Genomic DNA, 21,418 nt, shown 5'->3' with positions numbered 1-21,418 from the left:
ACTATAGTCAACATTTTTCATTTTAATACAGGATTCGCAGGTGTACAATATTTAAGTGATTACTCTAGTGAACGCAAAGTTAATAATAGTAACAAAACCAAGCATGAATTCGTGCTCGTATGGATACTTTTTTGGGTCGAATTGGTGTTTGCGCTGTTTGTAGTAATTCAGCCTTATACATAACATGGTTATTATAAATGTTCATTTCTTGAACACGAATGGGTATGAGGTTCACATTGACTCCCATAGATTGTGAAATCGAAAGAGCTTTATTAAAAGCATTTTGATAAGCCATTTGTAAAACAGATTGTTCGTATTTGTTTTTATTGGATACATCGTAGGTGAGTGCACTTGCTATGTTTGCACCATTATTGATTGCAGTGTCATAAACGTTCCCAGCCAGTTCAACATCCTGTAATTGAACCCGAAATGAATTCTCAACCTTAAATCCTTTTAGTTTGGATGTTCCATCTTTGTAATCATATACGGGCTGTATTATGAAATTGATTGTTTCTATTTGATTTTGAGGAATGTTTAATTGATATAGAGAGTTTAATACTCGCGTAGCTCTTGCCGCATTTTCAGAAGTCGCTAGTTCTACGTTTTCATTTTCTGTAATTACTCCGAGCGTTAGTTCAATTAGATCCGGGTCTATGAAAAGCTCACCTTCACCGACTGTTTCAATTGTATGATTAGGAATAAAACCTTGATTCATTCAACCACCTCACCACATACATTCTTTATTACATCATGAATATGAGGGAAGTTAGATTGTAGACGAAAAAGATTTTTCAAATTTGATTTGACATCTGACTCAATATCCCTTATAGTTGGGTTAACGCTATAAAGTTAGTTATATGAACGGTGGATAGATTAAAGTCGTAGCTACAAATTGTTGTGGACGATGAAATTGTCTAATAACAACGTAGGTACGTATTTTTTAATACAGGTAAAAGTATAACGGTTAACTTTAAGTGAATTTTGTAAGATATACAGGAGGTACAGTATATGAATACTGGTACAGTAAAATGGTTTAACGCAGAAAAAGGTTTTGGTTTCATCGAAATTTCAGAAGGTAACGACGTTTTCGTTCACTTTTCTGCAATCCAAGGTGAAGGTTTCAAAACTCTAGAAGAAGGTCAAAACGTTTCTTTTGAAATCGTTGAAGGCGACCGTGGACCTCAAGCGTCTAACGTACAAAAAGTTTAATTAAACTTAACTTTAACGGGTGATGTACGTTTGTACATCACCCTTTTTGCGTTTAAAAGCGTAAATTGGAAAGGTATCAGTCCCCCGTTAACTGGAGGTTTCTCAAAGAAACGCATGCTCCGTTCTTAACGTATGCTCACTTAGCATACACAACCCCATCTATTTGTTCTCCATAATTTATTATTCCTAACAAGATAAAAAATTTGAGTAGAAAGGAGATAGGTAAGAGCTACAATATAACTGATTCGCACTGGCACGACCTAGGAGTCGTAAGGACGAAAGAGAGGTAGGGCTTTCGTTGTATGAGTTATTAGTCTTTTAAATGAACTAGGGTTGTATAGACTAATCCACCGAACCTAGGAGCATGAATAAACTGGTTAGAGTTGTATCCATCTCACAGTATGACTTGACCAGTATTACATATTATTTTGTCCGATTTGATTGGCACCACTGATTCATTTCTTCATATGTTGTTACACATAAATATTTCTCTATCCTCATAATGGATCAATACCTAACCAAACCTCACCGATAGACCCTTTACACAATATATAAAATCTATTTCAATCCCTATAACTTCCCTATCGTATACATAATTTAATTGAACTTTACATTTCGCGTTTGATATTGTGAAATGTTCTTTTTGTCGTGATCGAATAAATGAATGGGACTATCTATTTTGCTTAAACATTTGTATGATGATGAGAAAGATATTCATATTTGAATAAACTATTCGTTATTGAATAATTGTTAAACTTGAATATAGGACAAGTTTTGACTTGTTATGGATGAAAGGTTATTCAATAATGAATAATTCAATTGGAGGGATTCGTTTGGATTCGAAAAAGTGGAATGAAGCTGGAGCGATATTAGATTCTCTACAGGATGATATCGTCGTTACAGATCAGAAAGGGACGATTGTAAAAGTTAGTGATTTAACAGGCTCAATCTATGGTGTGAAATCTGATGATCTTATAGGCAAGTCGGTATATGACCTTGAATCTGAAGGTTTGTTCACACCATTAGCGACTCCACTCGTGTTAGAAAAAAAGAAGAAAGTAACTTTCGTGCAAACAACGAAGGGTAATAAAAGGTTGCTCGTTACTGGAGTACCCGTATTTAATGAGCAGAATGATATATATAAAGTTGTCAGTTATTCGCATGATATCACTGAATTAATGGAGATGAAAAGTTACCTTGAAAATTTAGAAGATGAAATGGAACGTGTAAAAAGTGAGCTTGAATTATTGCGCAATCGCTTTTCATCTACCCACGGCATCATTGCCAGAAGTGTCAAGATGGAACATGTGATAAAGCTGTCTTTGCAAATTGCTCAAGTAGATGCAAATATACTCCTGCTCGGTGATTCTGGAGTCGGTAAATCAATGCTAGCCAATTTCATACACCAAAAAAGCAGTCGAAAAACGGGACCATTTATTGAAGTGAATTGTGGATCTATTCCCGAACAGCTATTTGAAGCTGAAGTATTTGGTTATGAAGGTGGTGCATTTACAGGAGCAAATCGCAACGGAAAAGCAGGACTCGTTGAGCTTGCAGAAGGAGGAACGTTATTTTTAGACGAAGTCGGAGAACTCCCGTTGGAGCAACAAGTAAAAGTGTTGAAGCTTATCCAAGAGAAGCAGTTTTATCGGGTAGGAGGGACGAAGCCGCGAAAAGTAGACTTCAGATTGGTTGCTGCAACGAATAAGGATCTACTGCAAGCTGTAAATGAAAAACGTTTTCGTAAAGATCTTTATTTTAGATTAAACGTTGTACCGATTACAATCCCTAAATTAAAAGAGCGTAGGGAAGATATTGTACCGCTTATCGAATTATTTATGAAACGATTTACAGAAAAGTATAACCGTCAACGAACGATTGAAGACAATGCTATGCAAATCATGCTGAATGCTGATTGGGATGGGAATGTTAGAGAACTGATGAATGTTATTGAAAGAATGGTTGTCATTAGTCATTCAACAGTGATCACAGCTGAATATTTGCCTGAGTCGCTACTCGAGCCGAAGGAAGAATATACTATTTCAGGAGAAGTAAACTTAAATGACATTTTAAGCAATGTGGAAGAGAAATTATTGAGAGAGGCAAGGGAACGTTATCAAACGACTACAAAAATGGCAGAAATGTTAGGGATTAGTCAGCCTACAGTTGTCAGAAAACTCTCTAAATACCAAATAAAATGAATGTTTTGGCATGAAACTTGCATTAATTGTTGTACATACAAAATAAACACAAAGGAGGCCATTTTAGCATTTAGTGTATAGCTGTATTCAAATTGAAAAGGAGTGAGTAGTACATATGGAAGCTGAGAAGCGAAAGGTCAATTTGCAGGAGAGTACATTAGAAACGCAAACCGATCCACAATCCTTAACGATCGGAGCTTATTTGAAATTCATTCTTCCTTCTTTGTTGGGGATTTTTCTCTTTCTTGTACCTGTAACCTATCAAGGGAAATTAACAATTGGTGTAGGCATCCTTGCTGAATCAGTTAATGGTTGGTTTGGGGATTACATTCCGCATGTAATGACCACTGTTTTCTGTTTATCCGTGTTTCTAGTCATTTATGCGAAAACAGTAAAGCCACTCTGGTTGGAAACAAACTCCTTTCTAAAAGATTTATTCGATATTAATCCATTTTGGCTCTCTATGAGAGTTGTCGGATCAATTTTTGCGATCATGACCTTGATGAAATGGGGACCAGAATGGATTTGGTCAGAGACTACTGGGGGAACGGTCCTTTATGCTCTCGTCCCCGTTCTTGCAACTTGGTTTTTATTTGCTGGATTATTAATGCCACTACTCCTTGAATTCGGACTTATGGAGTTTATTGGTACGATGGTGCAAAAAGTTATGAAGCCATTGTTTCGGTTGCCCGGAAGATCTTCAATCGATGCAGTTGCATCATGGATGGGTAGTGGCACAGTCGGTGTATTGATCACGACCAAACAGTATGAAGAAGGCTATTATACAAAACGTGAAGCTGCCGTAGTCGCTACGACATTCTCTATCACATCCATTGCATTTAGTTTAGTTGTGATTAGCTTTATTGGGTTAGACCATTTGTTTGTACCGTTTTATATTACAGTCGTGATCGCAGGTATCGTCGCAGCTGTTGTTTGTCCTAGAATTCCACCCTTATCAAGGAAAAAAGATACTTATTATGAACCTGTAGGGAAGCAAATAGAAGAATCAGTTCCAACAGAAGCATCGCGTGTAAAATGGAGTATCAAAAGTGGTGTTAGGAAAGCAGCACAAGTCAAAGATCTAACAATTGTAGTTAGAAAGGGAATTGAGAATGTACTTGATATTTGGTTCAGTTTGATACCCCTTGTGATGGCTCTTGGTACGATATCACTAGTCATTGCAGAGTTTACACCTATATTTTCTTATCTTGCTTATCCTTTAGTCCCGTTACTTGAATGGATGCAAATTCCTGAAGCGGCTGAAGCAGCACCTGCTATGATTGTTGGATTTGCAGATATGTTTTTACCAGCAGTACTAGGTAGTGGTATTGAAAGTGAATTGACGAGGTTTGTAATTGCCGGAATATCTCTAACGCAATTAATCTATATGTCTGAAATCGGTATATTGCTGATCAAATCCAAGATTCCAATTTCGTTCTTAGAGCTTGTAATTATATTTATCCAACGAACATTAATCACATTACCGATTATCGTCCTCATTGCACACTTATTTATTTTTTAGGTTTTGTTAATTGTTATCGTTGATTTCTTTGAAATTCACTTGTACTACCAGAAATCAATAATATTCTCTAACAGAGCTATTTATTAAAACGCGCAACCTAGATTCGTATTTGGAGGAATGCATATGTCTACTCAAGATTATGACTGGAAACCTTTATTTGAACGGATGCCTGAACTACTAGCCCCTTCTATGGCTAAGGATCACCCCAATTTGCCTGTTGTTAAGGAAGAAGGCTGTTACTATTATGGTGTAGATGGTAAGAAGTACTTAGATTTCACATCAGGCATCGCGGTTACGAACACAGGGCATAGGCACCCGAAAGTCGTACAGGCCATAAAAGATGCTGCAGATTCATTACTACACGGTCCGTCTGGTGTCATTATGTATGATTCGATTTTGAAGCTTGCAGACCAATTACAAACTGTATTGCCGACGGGCTTAGATTGTTTTTTCTTTGCAAATAGTGGAACAGAGGCTATTGAAGGTGGCATTAAGCTTGCTAAACACGTAACGGAACGTCCTTACGTCGTTTCATTTACAGGGTGTTTCCATGGTCGATCATTAGGGGCACTGAATGTGACGACTTCGAAAAGTAAATATCGAAAGTTTCTAAATCCAAGTGGAAGTTATCAAATTCCATACTTTGATGAAGACGAATGCCCTCAAGGTACAGATGACTGTATTGCGTTTTCTGTTAAAAAGCTAGAGAAGGATTTCCATAAATTATTTCAACACCAAGTTCAACCAGACGAAGTTGCTTGCGTTATTTTAGAGCCAGTTCTTGGTGAAGGTGGGTATATTATACCGCCAAAAGAATGGTTACAAAAGATTCGAGAAATTTGTGACCAGCATGATATTTTATTGATCTTTGATGAAGTACAAACAGGGTTTGGTCGTACGGGTGACTGGTTTGCAGCACAAACATTTGGTGTGACTCCTGATATTATGGCGATTGCCAAAGGAATCGCATCTGGCATTCCGTTGAGCGCAACTGTTGCATCTGCTGAATTAATGCAAAAGTGGCCACTTGGGAGTCATGGAACAACCTTCGGTGGGAATCCAATCGCGTGCTCTGCAGCTCTTGCGACATTAGATGTGTTGAAGGAAGAAAAGTTAATTGAGAATGCATATGAAATAGGTCATTATGCCATGAATCAATTAGAAAACTTACGATTAAAGTATGATCATGTCATTAGAAGCGTAAGAGGAATTGGATTGATGATTGGAATTGAGATTGTCGATCCGGATACCCAAAAGCCGAGTGGCGACGCGCTACTCAGAATACTAGATCTTGCATTGGAGAAAGGTGTACTATTTTATTTGTGTGGAAACGAAGGAAACGTCATTCGTATGGTACCACCGCTCATCGTGACAAAAGATCAAATTGATGCTGGGCTGAACATGCTTGAAGAAGCCATTGAGCAATATTTACAAGAACGTAGTAAATTAATGGCAGGCGTTTAATATTAGATCTAAGCCAAAACACCTAGTTTTCACAAACTTGTTGACTTCGAGACTTCCATTCATGTAAAATTCAAAAAAATAAGTTAAACCGCTTATCCAGAGTGGCTGAGGGACTGGCCCTACGAAGCCCGGCAACCTGCTAACAGCAAGGTGCCAATTCCAGCAAAATGGCATTCCATTTTGAGAGATAAGGTACATACATGGTCATGTACAGATTACAAAGTCTCTCATCTTGAGAGACTTTTTTGTTTTCTCATATGCAATTGTCCTTATCTTCTCGCGAATTAGAAAATGAAAGGAGAAGAACAAAGTGGCTAAAGAAGTAGAAGCGTTACAAGCGATCGTACCTCGCTTGAATAAGATGTTAGAATCAATGGATTTCGGTTCCGTAACATTAGTTGTACAAGACGGAAAAGTCATTCAAATTGAAAAGAATGAAAAGGTAAGATTGAAATAAGAATATGTGCTGACTAGACAAACTAGAGGCAACCTTGAGCATTAAATCCTAGGTGGGATTTGCACAAGGTTGCTTTTTTGTATGAATGAATTGGAAAGGGTGAAATCAATATGAGTTTGGAACTTTACGGATCAGATCAAGTAATTTGGCGTCCGAATCAGAATCAGATAGATGAAGCGAACTTAACGGCATTCACAAATCGTTATGGGGTTTCAGATTACCAAGCACTCATAAAGAAGGCTGCTGAAGATCAGGATTGGTTCTACAATGCGATCAATGAGACGTTTCATTTTCAATGGGACAGACCTTTTGACAGAATATCTGAATCATCAAATGGTGCACCTTTCACTGAATGGTTTAAAGGCGGATATATAAACATTTATAAAAATTGTGTAGAGAAACATCTAACAAAATGCAATACGAAAAATGCGATCGTTTGGGAAGGTGAAGACGGTAGCAAACAGGGACTAACTTATCAGGAATTAGATGAACATGTCAGTCGCTTCGCTTTAGGCCTACAACGATTAGGAGTAGGTTATGGGGATCGAATAGGTATTTTCTTACCTCCGATTATTGAATCTGCAATTGCGTTATATGCATGTGCGAAGTTAGGTGCTATCGCTGTACCGATGTTTTCAGGGTACGGGGCAGATGCTGTTACAACTCGTCTGAACGATAGTGAATGTAAAGTATTGATCACTGCCGATGGTTCTATTAGAAAAGGAAAAGTAAGTCCGATGAAAGAAATTGCCGATCGAGCTGTAGATCTATCCCCTTCGGTTGAACATGTAGTTGTCGTTAATCATACCCATACAAACTTTACGAAACGCCGATTAGATCGACATTACGAAAATGTTCTAGCGTCAAAAGGAGCAACATTAATCACACATGAAACAAAGGCATCGGATCCTTACTTAATCATTTATACGTCTGGGACAACAGGGAAACCAAAAGGAACTGTCCATACACATAGTAGTTTCATCATTAAAACCGCCATTGATATGTACTTCTGCTTCGATGTTAAAGAGGACGCCAAGCTATTTTGGATGACGGATATCGGTTGGATTATGGGGCCATGGTTATTAATTGGTGCAAATTTATTTCATTGTACAGCAGTCCTTTATGAAGGAGATGTTAATTATCCTCAAAATGGGCGAATTTTACAGCTTATTGAGGACCATCGCTTAACTCATATTGGGATGGCGCCAACGGTTGTTCGAACCTTGAGAAAGACTCATAGTGACCAAACACTGCCATCCTATGATACTTCGTCATTGAAAATTATAGGTTCAACTGGAGAGGCAATCGATCAAGCATCATGGACATGGTTAATTGAACAAGTTGGGGAAAGCCGTTGTCCGATCATAAATTATTCAGGAGGTACGGAAGCTGGTGGAGGCATTATTGGCTGCTATCCAACGATGCCTTTAAAAGCTTCCTCATTTCATGGACCATTACCTGGCATTGATCCGGAAGTGGTTGATCAAGATCAGCAACCCGTCAGAAATAAAACTGGAGAACTGATTGTCCAACAACCATTTGTTGGAATGACCAAATCTTTTTGGCAAGATGATGACCGGTACTTAAATACGTATTGGAATAAGTGGCCAGGCGTTTGGGTCCACGGAGATCTCGTGTCTATAGATGACTTAGGTTACTGGTATATCAAGGGCAGAGCGGACGATACGATCAAGGTAGCTGGAAAGCGAATTGGTCCAACTGAAATTGAAGAAGTGTTAACCAATCATGACCGAGCTAAGGAAGCCGCAGTTATCGGCATACCTGATGATATAAAAGGCCAATCCATCATCGGATTTGTGACCTTAGAAAATGAGGGTGAACAGCTTGATAAAGGGCTCATTAGAAATGAATTAGTGAACACAGTTGCTGAAAAACTAGGTAAACCACTTAAACCAACGTTTATCTTCTTTGTTAAAGATTTTCCCCGCACCCAAAGCCGGAAGATCGTTCGAAGAGTGATCAAAAATGTGTTCTTAAATGAACAAATAGGTGATATTTCTACAATTGCTAATCCAAATATTTTAGTCGAATTCACATCTGACAAACTATTAGATAAAGGAGTGACCTGATGCTTACATTCTACCTAACTGGACTTATCATATTTTGGGTGATCGGCTTATGGCTATGGAATAAATTATATCCGAAACAAGATAAAGGAGGGTTGTAAGAATGGGTACTTTACCGAGCTATGTTTTAGTCATTGTTGGTGTACTCTTCCTCATTTATATAGGTGTTCTTTCTTGGATTGGAAATAAAGGAAAGAAACACAGTAGAACGATGAAGGGTTTTGCAACGGCGGAAGGTAAGCTTGCCCCATGGATCGTTGGGGCAAGTTTCTCAGCAACATTTGCTAGTGCAAATTTATATTTAGGTGTTCCTGGGCTAGCTTACCAATATGGTCTCTCGGTGTTTTGGTACATTCTCGGAGCATTTGGCGTAGCTTGGATCGCTCTACTTTTCCTCGCGAAAAACTTTTGGCGTCAACATAAGAAGGCAGGAGGTGTTGCAACGCTCCCTGAATGGCTTGGAAAAAGATACAATAGCAAATCGCTACAGATGATCGTTTCGATTCTATTGTTATTCAACATTTACTATATTGTCGGACAAAATGTAGGGATGGCAACCATTTTTGAAATCATTACCGGGATTCCGTATTTATGGGGGATTGTGATCGGTGTTGTGATCACAGTTTTCTATATCCGCCTTGGGGGCATGTTCGCTCAAGTGATTACGGACGGTATTCAAGGGATATTAATGTCTTTGACAGGCGTCATTGTATTTGCCTCCTTGTTTTGGACGATTGGTGGTGGGCTCTCAATGTTCAACAGACTGGAAAACAAACTAGCCGCGATTGATCCAAACTTAACAAATGCTTTTTCACAAGGAGGACCTTATGGGAGTGTAATGGCTCTATTAACCATCCAATTTTTAATGATTGGTTTTGTCTTAACACCTCAATTAGCAAATAAGTTTTTAACGCTTGAGAAGGAAGAGGATTTGAGACCTTTTACGCTATCAGCAGGGGTTCACCTTTTTTTCATAACGTCATTAATGGTCTTTGGTGGACTAGCAGCGAGAGTGATATCCCCAAACCTCAGTAGAATGGATCAAGCAATTCCTGTATATCTCATGGAATCTTTTCCTCCTATTGTGGTCGGATTATTAATGATTGGTTTACTCTCTGCCATATTATCTAGTACAGATGGTTTGTATGTGACGGTCACATCTAGCATTGGAAATGATTTAATTAAACCACTTCTCGCTAAGTATTCTTCGCTGTCTACGGATGGCATTGACCAAAAAGCTGTATTAGGAGCTAAATGGTCACTTTTCTTAGTAGGCTTGCTGTCACTTTATTTATCAATCAACCCACCAGACTCGCTTGCATTGTTAATCCAGTTTAGTTTTTCAGCAATTATTAGCGGGACCTTCGGTTCGATTATTCTCGGATATTACTGGGAGAAAGGAAATGGATATGGGGCAATCTCATCTGTTATCACAGGCTCAGGATCGTATATTTGGTTTACTGGATTTCAACTCATTGAGAACATTTACATTGCGTTATTTATATGTTCTGTGATCGGTATTGTAACTATGATTGTTGTTAGTTATGTGACATCGATGTCGCGTTCTCAAATCAGTTACGTTACCCATACTTTCAAATAATAGAAGGAGTGAATTTAAATGACATCGTCAACTTTAACAAGAACAGAGGATTTTAAATACATTTTATCTCAAATTGAAGATGGTATCGGAACCATTACCCTTAACCGCCCTGATCGATTAAACTCAATAAAAGACTCATTAGCACATGAGGTCGAAAGAGCACTAGATTTACTTGAAAAAGATCAAGAAGTAAAGGTTGTCATCATTAAAGGAGCGGGGGAACATTTCTCTGCTGGTGTCGATTTGAAGGAGGCGTTCAATTATCCATCACCGATTGGCGAGCAACCATCTGAAGTATGGAGAGCGCATCTTGAATCGTTGTTACGGGTCAGTATCAAGCTATGGTCATTGAAAAAACTTACAATAGCAGCGGTTAGTGGTCATGCTCTAGGGGGAGCTGCTGACTGGGTCTTGAGTACAGATTTAGCAATTGCATCAAATGAGGCAAAGTTCGGTGAACCTGAAATCCGATTCGGAGCAGCACCACCAACATTGATGATGCCTTGGGTTGTAGGCATTCGCAAAGCGAAGGAACTTTTGCTTACAGGTGATATACTAGATGCTTATGAAGCAAAAGAAGCTGGTATTTTTAATAAGGTGGTCGAAAAGGAACAACTTGAAACAGAGGTAACAGGACTTGCTAGGCGTATATCCAAACTCCCCTCATCAGCAGTAAAACTGACCAAGAGATCGGTCAACAAAACGTATGAAATACAAGGCCTGCGGGATGCACTAGATTATAACGTAGAAGTAGCAATTTCCATGTTTTTCCTCAATACAGAAACTGAAATCGAAGGCATCGGTTCATTAATTAAAAACGAAGGTTTGAAAGGGTTTCTAGATGAGGTAAGTAAACAAGTGGATAATTAAAGTGTAATGAGAAGGAGCTTCGTTGACCCGAAGCTCTTTTCTTTATTTAAAACAGGGCCTAATATTACCATTCTAGCCACAAACTCTTTTCCTACGAACGTTTATTCGATAAAATAGAAAATAGAATGGAGTGAACGGTATGAAAATGAGAAAACACTTGAATGAAATTCTAAAAGTGATGAACCAAGAGGACTCAATTGCTTCAAACATAGCACATTGGAAAACGATTCCTGAAAAGGCTGGGAGCTCAGTTGACATTCCTGAATATATCCATCCCAAAATTCGTCAAGCGTTAATGAATAGAGGGGTTAATGGATTATACACTCACCAATATTCTGCTGTTGAAGCTGCTCGTAATCAGGAAAGCTTCGTGGCTGTTACACCTACTGCATCCGGAAAAACACTTTGCTACAATCTTCCTGTTTTGCAAGAGGTGGCGGAAAATGAAAGCAGTCGCGCACTTTACCTTTTTCCAACAAAAGCGCTTGCTCAAGATCAGAAAAGTGAAATGAACGAACTCATAGACGAAATCGACATAGAAATCAAAAGTTATACGTACGACGGAGATACCCCATCTAACATTAGACAAGTCATCCGAAAAGCCGGACACGTCGTCATGACAAATCCGGATATGTTGCATTCAGCAATCTTACCTCACCATACGAAATGGGTATCTCTGTTTGAGAATTTAAAATATATTGTCATCGATGAACTCCATACATATAGAGGTGTATTTGGGAGTCATGTTGCAAATGTAATTCGCAGGTTGAAACGGATATGCGCATATTATGGTAGCCAGCCTACTTTTATTTGTACATCTGCAACGATTGCGAATCCTAAGGAATTGGCCGAAAAGCTGACCGGAGAACAAGTTCGGTTGATTGATAATAACGGTGCGCCAGTTGGAAGGAAGCATTTTGTCTTCTACAATCCTCCAATAGTCAATAAATCACTTAATATTCGACGTAGTGCCACTTTAGAATCCAAGAAACTCGCTTCATTATTCTTGGAGAATGAAGTGCAAACGATTGTTTTTGCCAGAAGCCGTGTTCGAGTTGAAATACTTCTTACTTACCTACAAGAATTGATTCAAAGAAAGATTGGTAACAAATCAATTCGAGGCTATCGCGGCGGCTATCTGCCGAAGCAGCGGCGGGAAATTGAGCGGGGGCTCAGAAATGGAGAAATCATAGGTGTTGTGAGTACGAATGCCCTTGAGTTAGGCGTTGATATTGGTCAACTTCAAGTATGCATTATGAACGGTTACCCTGGTACGATTGCGAGTACTTGGCAACAAGGGGGCCGTGCAGGTAGAAGGCAGGACGAGTCAGTGGTTGTGCTGGTTGCTAGCTCTTCGCCACTAGATCAATACATTATTCAAAATCCAGATTATTTCTTTAATCGAAACCCTGAAACAGCAAGAATTAATCCTGACAACTTATTGATACTCGTTGACCATTTGAAATGTGCAGCATACGAGCTTCCATTTCAGCATAATGAAACATTTGATGGCGTAGAAATTGATGAAATTATGTACTTTCTGACTGAAGAAGGCGTACTCCATGAGCAAGGGGACCGCTGGTATTGGATGAATGACTCTTTCCCTGCACACAACATTAGTTTACGCTCTGCATCACAAGAGAACGTAGTCATCATTGATCAATCAAATGTGGCAAACGTTCAAGTCATTGGAGAGATGGATCGTTTCAGTTCGATGACACTTCTACACGAGGAAGCGATCTATCTTCATCAAGGTGTTCAATATCAAGTAGAAAAGCTTGATTACGAAGAAAAGAAGGCTTTTATTCGTGAAGTTGATGTTGATTACTACACTGATGCAAATTTAGCAGTATCCCTTAAAGTATTAGAAGAAGATAAGAATAAATCTTACCCAAATGCTCATATCGGTTATGGGGATGTCACCGTGAATGCGATGGCAACGATCTTTAAGAAAATTAAGTTTGGGACTCATGAAAATATCGGATCCGGACCCATCACACTACCTGAAGAAGAACTTCATACTTCTTCTACTTGGGTGAGCTTTTCAGATGAATTGGTGAAAGGTTTATCGGAACAAGAGCTTGAAGAAGGGTTAGTAGGCATTTCAAACGTGCTTCGCCATGTCGCTCCACTATTCGTCATGTGTGATGTTAGTGATTTACATGTCGTTCCACAAGTGAAGGCGTCACATTCTCAAAAACCGACGATCTTCTTCTACGATCGGTACCCAGGAGGGATCGGACTTAGTGAGTATGTGTATGAACACTTATCGGATATTATCATTGAAGCAGAACGACTTATTAATAAGTGCCCATGTGAGAAAGGTTGTCCTTCATGTGTAGGAAACGAAATGCAATACAACGATATGAAAGACCTAGCATTACGATTTTTAATGGAAGGAAGGAACGATTCGAGAGATGTCATTACAAAATAAGTTGAATCGTTTTAAAAAAGAATTGACCCATGTTGGAAGTGAGCAAACGGTCCAGAAGCAAGCTAGCAATGAAAGCGTCTCAGAAACGATGCAAGAATGGGATGGATTTTTAGGCGAGAAGGCGACATTTGATGACCAACATTGTATCGTGCGTGAACGACTGTATGATCAAAACGATCGTATAGGACCTTATCAAGTAAAAGATCTATACGATACGGTTCAACGATGGAACGAACGACCACAACATCATCCGCTCTCTGCAAATGGGAGAAAAGTCGAAGATCTCTTGTTCTTTGATACGGAAACGACCGGTTTAGGAACGGGTGCTGGCAATACAATTTTTTTGCTAGGTATTGCTCGAATTGTTGATCAAGCCATACAAGTTCGGCAATATTTCTTGCCTGGACCAGGAAACGAGGTAGCCTTATACCATCACTTTCTGTCTGATGTGGAGGAGATGAGTAATTTAGTCACATACAACGGAAAAGCATTTGACTGGCCACAAGTGAAAACGCGACACACCTTAGTAAGAGACGTGGTTCCACAACTCCCAGCCTTCGGCCATTTCGATTTGTTACATGCATCTAGAAGGGTTTGGAAAAAAACGTATGAGTCACTCCGTCTTTCTGTAGTTGAGCAGGAGCTATTAAACATAGAAAGAAAGGAAGATACACCTGGTTACTTAGCGCCTATGCTTTATTTCGAATTCTTACGATCAAACGATCCAACTATCTTAAAAGGTGTATTCGAGCATAATGAATTGGATGTAATAACATTGATTGCATTATATACCCACTTGTCTAAAGTTGTTCTAGATGGAAACCATCCTTCATTAAATGTGACAGAGCAATACGAGATTGCAAAATGGTTTGAAGCTGTCGGTGATTTAGCTGAAGCAGAAATCAGATATAAAAGACTCTTAGATACAACCCATTCATTTCAATCAAAAAAAGCGCTTGCAGCACTCTACAAAAAGAAGAAAAATGAGATTTATGCGGAGGTATATTGGAAAGAATCATTAAAAGAGAAAGAAGATTCTGAATCTTTCGTGGAGCTCTCAAAAATTTATGAACATAAATACAAAGATTATGATATGGCTTTATCTTTTGCTGAAAATGCCTATCGTACTTGGAAAAACACAAATAGAATCGTTAGAAATAATGATGAGAAGGTTCGACTTGCTTTTCAAAAAAGAATCAAAAGACTAAAAGGGAAATTAGGGTAAAAATATGGGGAAATAAAAACAGGTCGATATTCCCCGGGTAAGCGCAAAATACGATTATTTTCGTGATATACCGGGATTTTTTTTACATTATGAGTCATTTATTTCGGGGATATTGAAAATATTGTCGAAAACATCCATTATCGAGGATGAAACTTTACATGAGTAGGGGGAATCCGACATTGAGAAGGATGGTTGTTCCTTTATTCTTTCTAATGATCGGCATGACTGTATACTTGATGAGCGTAGGTGCTTGACCATTTTTACCAGATAATGAAGAAAGAAGGCGATTTACTCAGACAAGTCTCTTGTCATTCTCATACAATATCTCAAACGTAACAAATACTTTTAAAGGAGAATGTATGGGATGCAATGTAAAAAACCTCAAATGATGTGTCCGGTGGTTCATCCACCAAAGAAGTGTGTCAAGCATTTTTGTCATTACAAAGTCGTGCCTCATATCCATCCGGTAATAGAAGAACATGTCCATCACAATATTTATGAGCATAAGCATATGGAGAAACACTGTACGAAGTCATGCTGTAAAACTCACCACAAACACTGTATGGTACCACCTAAATGCGGTTGTCAACAAGGTGGAGGCTATGGTGGAGGCCCCGGTGGTCCAGGTGGAGGCTATGGTCCACGTCCAGGTTTCGGATGGTAATTTAGTATACACGAACCGAGCTTATTCGGTTCGTGTTTTCTTTTTTCTTATGAATTTTTTTGATAAACTAGCTGTATTTCAACAAATTTTGTATATACACATGTGATACACTGTAAAAGAGCACTATGCTTTTCGTGTTAGGAGTTATTTATTGTATGATTAAAGTTGTTGCTATAACGGGATATAAAGCCCATGAACTTGGTATTTTCACACCTAAACATGAAGCGATTCCCTACATAAAAGGTGTCATGAAAAAAAGAATCATTCAGTTAGTTGATGAGGGCTTAGAATGGGTTGTTATTACTGGTCAACAAGGGGTTGAGCTTTGGACGGGTGAAGTTGTGCTCGAATTGAAGGAAGACTACCCAGAATTAAATTTAGCAGTTCTTACACCATTTGAAGACCAAGAACAGAAGTGGAAGGAACCCTCACAAGAATATTATCATCAAATTCTTTCACAAGCTGATTTCGTCGATAGTGTGTCGAAACGACCTTATGAGAATCCAGGGCAGCTACAGGCTTGTAACCAGTTTATCATCCAAAAAACGGATGCACTTATCGTACTGTATGACACGGATCAGCCAGGATACCCTGAATATTATTTGAAAACGGCGCACAAATATCAGGAGGATGGCAACGAATATCCTATACTATCCATTTCTTTTTTTGATATTAATGACTATATTGATGAGCAGAAATCAAATATGAATGATTGGGCAACATAATCAATAGATGAATATTTTGTTTAAATTGGTATAATGATGGATAGAAATGAAAAATTGCGAATGAACAAATAAAGAATGATTGATAATGGGGTGACTGTAAAAATGGAAAATAAACGAGTGCAATTGTCTTCTAAAGAAATTTTAGAGAAGGATTTCAAAACCGGATTCCGTGGGTATGACCAGGACGAAGTAGATCAGTTCCTAGACGTCATAATAAAGGATTATGAACAGTATCAAAAAGAAATTGATCGTCTGAACGAAGAAAATATGAAGCTGAGAAAAGAAGTTCAGCGTGCAGGTGAACAACCGAAACAACAAGGAAATGGTGCGGGAATTACGAATTATGATATCTTAAAACGACTGTCCAATTTGGAGAAACACGTATTTGGAAGTAAGCTTTACGATTGATTTGGGTTTAATTTACATTGAAAACGAAATAGGTGTCATGTATAATGAAGTCTGACTCTTGCGGTCATACCGTTTGGGTAATCGCTGTACTTCTTTAAGGGAGTATAGAGGAAAGTCCATGCTCGCACAGTCTGAGATGATTGTAATGTTCGTGCCTAATGAAATCATAAGTTAGGGTACTCTGGTTCCGACTGGAGTAACGGCAGGGAAAACACCTAAGTCTTTGATATGGTGTGAATACTTTGAAAGTGCCACAGTGACGAAGTCCTTCAGGAAACTGCGGGAGTGGAACGAGGTAAACCCCACGAGCGAGAAACCCAAATTATGGTAGGGGAGCCTTCTTGGAGGAATTAAACGAAGAGAAGGGCAGATGTTGGAGAACATCTGAAGATAGATGATTACCACCCTCGTACGAGGAGCATTGCTCTGACTGAGTACAGGGAACAGAACATGGCTTACAAAACGGTAGACCGAAAGCCCACTTTTGAGGGCTTTTTTATTTTACTAAAATATTTAACAATCTGTATAGGGTCATGAGTTGCTCATTGAAGCAATTTTCTCGATTCGGGTATAATGAAAAAACAAGCTTACATAAAGAATGGGGTCTTAATAGATGAAACCGATAACGTTGATCGCAACAGCAGCAATGGGTTTAGAATCAATTGTAGCGAATGAAGTGAAATCGCTTGGATATGAGAAGGTACAAGTAGAAAATGGGAAAATTATTGTTGAAGCGGACGAGAGGGCAATTCCTAGGTTGAACTTATGGTTAAGAACTGCAGATAGGATTAAGTTGAAAATTGGCTCATTTAAAGCTTTATCATTTGAAGAGTTATTTGAACAGACGAAAGCACTTCCATGGGGAGATTTTTTGCCGGAAAACGCAGAATTCCCAGTCATAGGACGCTCTGTTAAGTCGAAACTTTTCAGTGTATCTGACTGTCAGGCAATTGTTAAGAAAGCAATCGTAGAAAAGATGAAGGAAACGTATGGTATAGATGGGTGGCTTTCTGAGAATGGAGCCTTTTATCGGGTGGAAGTAGCCCTTCATAAAGATATCGCCACATTAACGATCGACACGAGTGGCACGGGTCTACATAAACGTGGATACCGATACCTTCATAATGAAGCGCCACTTAAGGAAACACTTGCTGCCGCATTAATACAACTTACAAACTGGCGAGCGGATCGACCTTTCTTAGACCCATTTTGTGGCTCAGGTACGATTCCGATTGAAGCTGCAATGATTGCTAAGAAGATTGCACCTGGCCTTAATCGTGAGTTTGCTGCAGAAAATTGGTCATGGCTTGATAAGAAGCTTTGGTATCAAGCCGTAGAGGAAGCACATGATATCGCTGATTTTGATCTCCCAGTTGATATTATGGGGTGTGACATTGATCATAAAATGATCGAGCTATCTGAAAATAACGCTGCTGAAGCTGGATTTGAAGGTGAACTTAAATTCAAACAGATGCAGATGAAAGATTTCAGAGCTAAATCTGACTACGGGTATGTAATCGGCAATCCACCTTATGGGGAACGTTTGAACGAAAGAGATTATGTTGAGAAATTGTATCGCGAGTTAGGACAAGTATTTGGAGCGTTAGATACTTGGTCATTGTACATTCTAACTTCTCATGAAGGCTTTGAACAATTATACGGAAAGAAAGCTTCTAAGAAGCGAAAGCTCTATAATGGCGATTTGAAAACGCACTACTATCAATACTTCGGTAGAAAGCCTCCTCGCAAGCATGTAGAGGTTTAATTGAACAAAGAACCACCCATACTATTAGGGAAGAAAGGTAGGGTGGTTCATATATGTATGAACGATATTCAGATATCGAAAAAGTTTGTAAGGCCATGAAAACCTTAGAGGATATCAACGGGAAGGATCCATGCTATTCCACAGCTTGTACCGATATTCAATCTCAATTACATGAAGCAATATCATTCGAATCAGGGTACCAATTGAACATGAGCAAATATGCAAACGTTCAAAATAAGTACTAGAAAACAGCCAAACTCCTCTTTTATTGGAGTTGGCTATTTTTATAATAATTTTCACGTACCGTACCGTACTTATTTATTAAATTTAATACAATTCATATTATTTAAAAGGGTTTAATCGTTCTACGTCTAATATGTAGGATGGACTATTTTAATCATAATCAATAAAAATGGGGGTTGAATTGAATGGCGAATACAACGGTACATAAAACAGAAGAGAAATTCAGAGATTTAACTCAACGAATCACAAGTTATAATGAAGCAATTGGATTAATGGTGTGGGACCTGCGAACAGGGGCACCCAAAAAAGGTGTAGAGCAGCGCTCAGAAGTCATTGGTATGTTATCTTCGGAGGTATTTAAGCTTTCTACTTCAAAAGAGATGAAAGAGTGTTTAGATTCATTATCAGATCCTTCACTCCATTCCGACCTTACACCCATTACAAAAAAAGCTGTTGAAGAGGCGAAACAGGAATTCGAACGAAATAAGAAGATTCCTGAAGATGAATATAAGGAATATATCATTACGCAATCTAAGGCTGAAAATATTTGGGAAGAAGCAAAGGCAAATTCCGATTTCTCCATGTTACAACCTTACCTAGAGAAACTTGTAGGATTTAAGAAGAATTTCGTAAATTATTGGGGATATAAAGACCATCCTTATAATACATTATTGGATTTGTATGAACCTGGTGTGAATGTGGATACCATTGATCGCGTGTTTAATCAATTAAGAGAAGCGATTGTTCCGCTCGTTAAGGATGTAGTTGATTCTAAGCATCAGCCTCATACAAAGTTCTTATTTGAGTCATTCCCAGCCTCCAAGCAACAAGATTTCAGCATGCATGTCCTCAAACAAATGGGATATGATTTTAAAGCGGGACGTCTTGATGAAACGAATCATCCATTTGCTATTGGGTTGAATCCAGGAGATGTTCGAGTTACAACAAAGTACGATGAGTCTGATTTCAGAACGGCTGTATTTGGTACGATTCACGAGGGCGGGCATGCCTTATATGAACAGAACATTAGTGATGAGTTAATCGGAACTCTTTTGTGTAGTGGAACCTCGATGGGGATCCATGAATCACAATCCTTATTTTGGGAAAACTTTGTCGGTCGAAACTATTCTTTCTGGGAGCATAATTACGACAGCTTCAAATCCTTTTCAAACGGACAATTTGATCAAATCAAAATGGATGACTTCTATAGAGCGATTAATGTAGCAGGGCCATCGTTAATTCGTATAGAGGCAGATGAAATGACGTATCCGCTTCATATCATCATCCGTTATGAGATTGAGAAAGGGTTGTTTAGCAACCAAATGGAAGTCAAGGATTTACCTGAAATATGGAATGAGAAAATGAAGGAATATTTAGGTGTTCAACCGAAGAATGATGCTGAAGGTGTGCTACAAGATATTCACTGGTCTGGCGGAGATTTTGGCTACTTCCCTTCCTATGCATTAGGCTACATTTACGCAGCTCAATTAAAGAATGCGATGTTAAAGGACTTACCTGATTTCGATCAAAAGCTAAGAGAAGGTAATTTACTACCAATCAAAGAATGGCTGACGAAAAATGTACACCAACACGGAAAGATGAAGAAACCGATTGAGATTATTAATGATGTTACTGGGGAAGGACTAAATGCGGAACATTTAATTAAGTATTTGTCCGACAAATACCGAGACGTATATAAAATTAAGTAATCATTTTAAAAGTCCTTATTTCTATTTAGAAATGGGGGCTTCTTCCTTGGATCTTTTGTAAGATCTCCTCCTTTTCTTTCTCATCGATAATTGAAAGAAAACTGAGTAACCAAGTATAGTAGGAAAGCTTTTTCTTTAAATGATTAGACATTGTGAATACCTCCTTTTTTGCGTGTGTGCAAAATCCTTTCTTGATTACAATATATGTTCGTTAATGAAAAATGCAACAGAATATTGTTGAGATAAGCAGGATACGTAGATATTTAACCGAATTTATTTATATATGTGTTTTAATTTATCAATTTAGTGAAAGTTAGATGTATATACTTAACTTGGGAGTGGTAATCATGACTTTTCAAAATCCAGATCAAGCCACAATTAAAGATATCTTACAATCGAAGAAACGAATTGCGGTTGTAGGACTTTCAAACAAACCTGAACGAACTTCTTATCAGGTTGCACGCTATATGAAGGATCAAGGCTATGAAATCATCCCTGTCAATCCGACGATTGAAGAATCGATGGGATTGAAGGCATATGCATCCCTAAAGGATATTGATGGACCAATAGATATCGTGAATGTATTCCGACGTAGTGAAGAATTACCTGCAATAGCTGAAGAAGTTAAGGAGATTGAACCGAGTGTGTTTTGGGCTCAGTTAGGAATCTTGAATGAGGATGTTCCAAATATCCTAAAAGATAGTAACACGACTATAGTGATGGATCGATGTATAAAAGTTGAGCATGCTTCCATGTAGAGTAATGTGAACCACTCGGATAAGGGTGGTTCATTTATATTTTGCTCACAAAATTGCTTTAAAGATCAAGATTTTGA

The 21,418-nt window shown here is 38.5% G+C and carries 19 protein-coding genes, 1 other RNA gene and 1 riboswitch; of the genes, 18 read left to right on the top strand and 2 right to left on the bottom strand.

The window, feature by feature from the left end:
* Positions 1 to 79 precede the first annotated feature (79 nt).
* A complete protein-coding gene (locus L2716_RS07290; RefSeq protein WP_236333209.1) occupies positions 80 to 715 on the bottom strand; it encodes an SIMPL domain-containing protein in 636 nt (211 codons plus the stop codon).
* A gap of 293 nt (positions 716 to 1,008) precedes the next feature.
* Between L2716_RS07290 and L2716_RS07285 the strand changes: the two genes are divergently transcribed.
* The 17 genes from L2716_RS07285 (at position 1,009) to L2716_RS07205 (ending at position 20,583) form a co-directional block, all read left to right on the top strand.
* On the top strand, positions 1,009 to 1,209 hold the full coding sequence (locus L2716_RS07285) for a cold-shock protein (protein ID WP_236333207.1): 201 nt from the start codon (positions 1,009 to 1,011) through the stop codon (positions 1,207 to 1,209).
* Positions 1,210 to 2,042: 833 nt separating this feature from the next.
* On the top strand, positions 2,043 to 3,410 hold the full coding sequence (locus L2716_RS07280) for a sigma-54 interaction domain-containing protein (protein WP_408005294.1): 1,368 nt from the start codon (positions 2,043 to 2,045) through the stop codon (positions 3,408 to 3,410).
* Positions 3,411 to 3,525: 115 nt separating this feature from the next.
* Positions 3,526 to 4,932, top strand: a complete 1,407-nt coding sequence (locus L2716_RS07275; RefSeq protein ID WP_236333204.1) for a YjiH family protein — start codon at positions 3,526 to 3,528, stop codon at positions 4,930 to 4,932.
* 123 nt (positions 4,933 to 5,055) lie between these two features.
* A complete protein-coding gene (locus tag L2716_RS07270; RefSeq protein WP_236333201.1) occupies positions 5,056 to 6,396 on the top strand; it encodes an aspartate aminotransferase family protein in 1,341 nt (446 codons plus the stop codon).
* Between the two features lie 89 nt (positions 6,397 to 6,485).
* Positions 6,486 to 6,590, top strand: a riboswitch (SAM riboswitch).
* A 116-nt stretch (positions 6,591 to 6,706) separates the two neighbouring features.
* A complete protein-coding gene (locus L2716_RS07265) occupies positions 6,707 to 6,853 on the top strand; it encodes a YezD family protein (RefSeq protein ID WP_236333199.1) in 147 nt (48 codons plus the stop codon).
* Between the two features lie 110 nt (positions 6,854 to 6,963).
* Positions 6,964 to 8,943, top strand: a complete 1,980-nt coding sequence (locus L2716_RS07260; protein WP_236333197.1) for an AMP-binding protein — start codon at positions 6,964 to 6,966, stop codon at positions 8,941 to 8,943.
* A gap of 100 nt (positions 8,944 to 9,043) precedes the next feature.
* Positions 9,044 to 10,540: a sodium:solute symporter family protein gene (locus L2716_RS07255; protein ID WP_236333195.1), complete on the top strand. Its 1,497-nt coding sequence runs from the start codon at positions 9,044 to 9,046 to the stop codon at positions 10,538 to 10,540.
* A gap of 18 nt (positions 10,541 to 10,558) precedes the next feature.
* Positions 10,559 to 11,410, top strand: a complete 852-nt coding sequence (locus tag L2716_RS07250) for an enoyl-CoA hydratase/isomerase family protein (RefSeq protein ID WP_236333193.1) — start codon at positions 10,559 to 10,561, stop codon at positions 11,408 to 11,410.
* A 139-nt stretch (positions 11,411 to 11,549) separates the two neighbouring features.
* On the top strand, positions 11,550 to 13,844 hold the full coding sequence (locus L2716_RS07245) for a DEAD/DEAH box helicase (protein ID WP_236333191.1): 2,295 nt from the start codon (positions 11,550 to 11,552) through the stop codon (positions 13,842 to 13,844).
* Positions 13,828 to 15,069, top strand: coding sequence for a ribonuclease H-like domain-containing protein (locus tag L2716_RS07240; protein ID WP_236333189.1), 1,242 nt, complete (start codon positions 13,828 to 13,830; stop codon positions 15,067 to 15,069). Before L2716_RS07245 ends, L2716_RS07240 begins: the two co-directional genes overlap by 17 nt.
* Before the next feature lie 364 nt (positions 15,070 to 15,433).
* Positions 15,434 to 15,733 carry a CotD family spore coat protein gene (locus L2716_RS07235; protein ID WP_236333187.1) on the top strand — a complete coding sequence of 100 codons (300 nt, stop codon included), beginning with the start codon at positions 15,434 to 15,436 and terminating at the stop codon, positions 15,731 to 15,733.
* A gap of 155 nt (positions 15,734 to 15,888) precedes the next feature.
* Positions 15,889 to 16,458 (top strand): SLOG family protein, encoded by a 570-nt coding sequence (locus L2716_RS07230; protein WP_268963959.1) that lies wholly within the window; start codon positions 15,889 to 15,891, stop codon positions 16,456 to 16,458.
* A 102-nt stretch (positions 16,459 to 16,560) separates the two neighbouring features.
* Entirely contained in the window at positions 16,561 to 16,866 is a 306-nt protein-coding gene (gene gpsB / locus L2716_RS07225; protein WP_236333185.1) for a cell division regulator GpsB, read from the top strand.
* Between the two features lie 69 nt (positions 16,867 to 16,935).
* Positions 16,936 to 17,329, top strand: an RNA gene (gene rnpB / locus L2716_RS07220) — RNase P RNA component class B.
* 150 nt (positions 17,330 to 17,479) lie between these two features.
* A complete protein-coding gene (locus L2716_RS07215; RefSeq protein WP_236333182.1) occupies positions 17,480 to 18,631 on the top strand; it encodes a THUMP domain-containing class I SAM-dependent RNA methyltransferase in 1,152 nt (383 codons plus the stop codon).
* A gap of 53 nt (positions 18,632 to 18,684) precedes the next feature.
* Positions 18,685 to 18,876, top strand: coding sequence for a hypothetical protein (locus L2716_RS07210; protein ID WP_236333180.1), 192 nt, complete (start codon positions 18,685 to 18,687; stop codon positions 18,874 to 18,876).
* A gap of 183 nt (positions 18,877 to 19,059) precedes the next feature.
* Positions 19,060 to 20,583: a carboxypeptidase M32 gene (locus tag L2716_RS07205; RefSeq protein ID WP_236333178.1), complete on the top strand. Its 1,524-nt coding sequence runs from the start codon at positions 19,060 to 19,062 to the stop codon at positions 20,581 to 20,583.
* A gap of 25 nt (positions 20,584 to 20,608) precedes the next feature.
* Here L2716_RS07205 and L2716_RS18305 read toward each other — a convergent pair whose 3' ends face one another.
* A complete protein-coding gene (locus L2716_RS18305; protein ID WP_268963958.1) occupies positions 20,609 to 20,734 on the bottom strand; it encodes a hypothetical protein in 126 nt (41 codons plus the stop codon).
* 196 nt (positions 20,735 to 20,930) lie between these two features.
* On the opposite strand from L2716_RS18305, the gene L2716_RS07200 reads away from it, so the two are divergent.
* Complete coding sequence (locus L2716_RS07200) at positions 20,931 to 21,341, top strand: CoA-binding protein (RefSeq protein WP_236333175.1); 411 nt, start codon at positions 20,931 to 20,933, stop codon at positions 21,339 to 21,341.
* The last annotated feature ends 77 nt before the right edge of the window (positions 21,342 to 21,418 follow it).

It is taken from the genome of Pseudalkalibacillus berkeleyi, assembly GCF_021608225.1.
In the GTDB taxonomy this organism is placed as follows: Bacteria; Bacillota; Bacilli; order Bacillales; family Fictibacillaceae; genus Pseudalkalibacillus; species Pseudalkalibacillus berkeleyi.
Note: the sequence above shows the minus strand (reverse complement) of the source record. Positions and strands in the feature narration are given on the sequence as shown.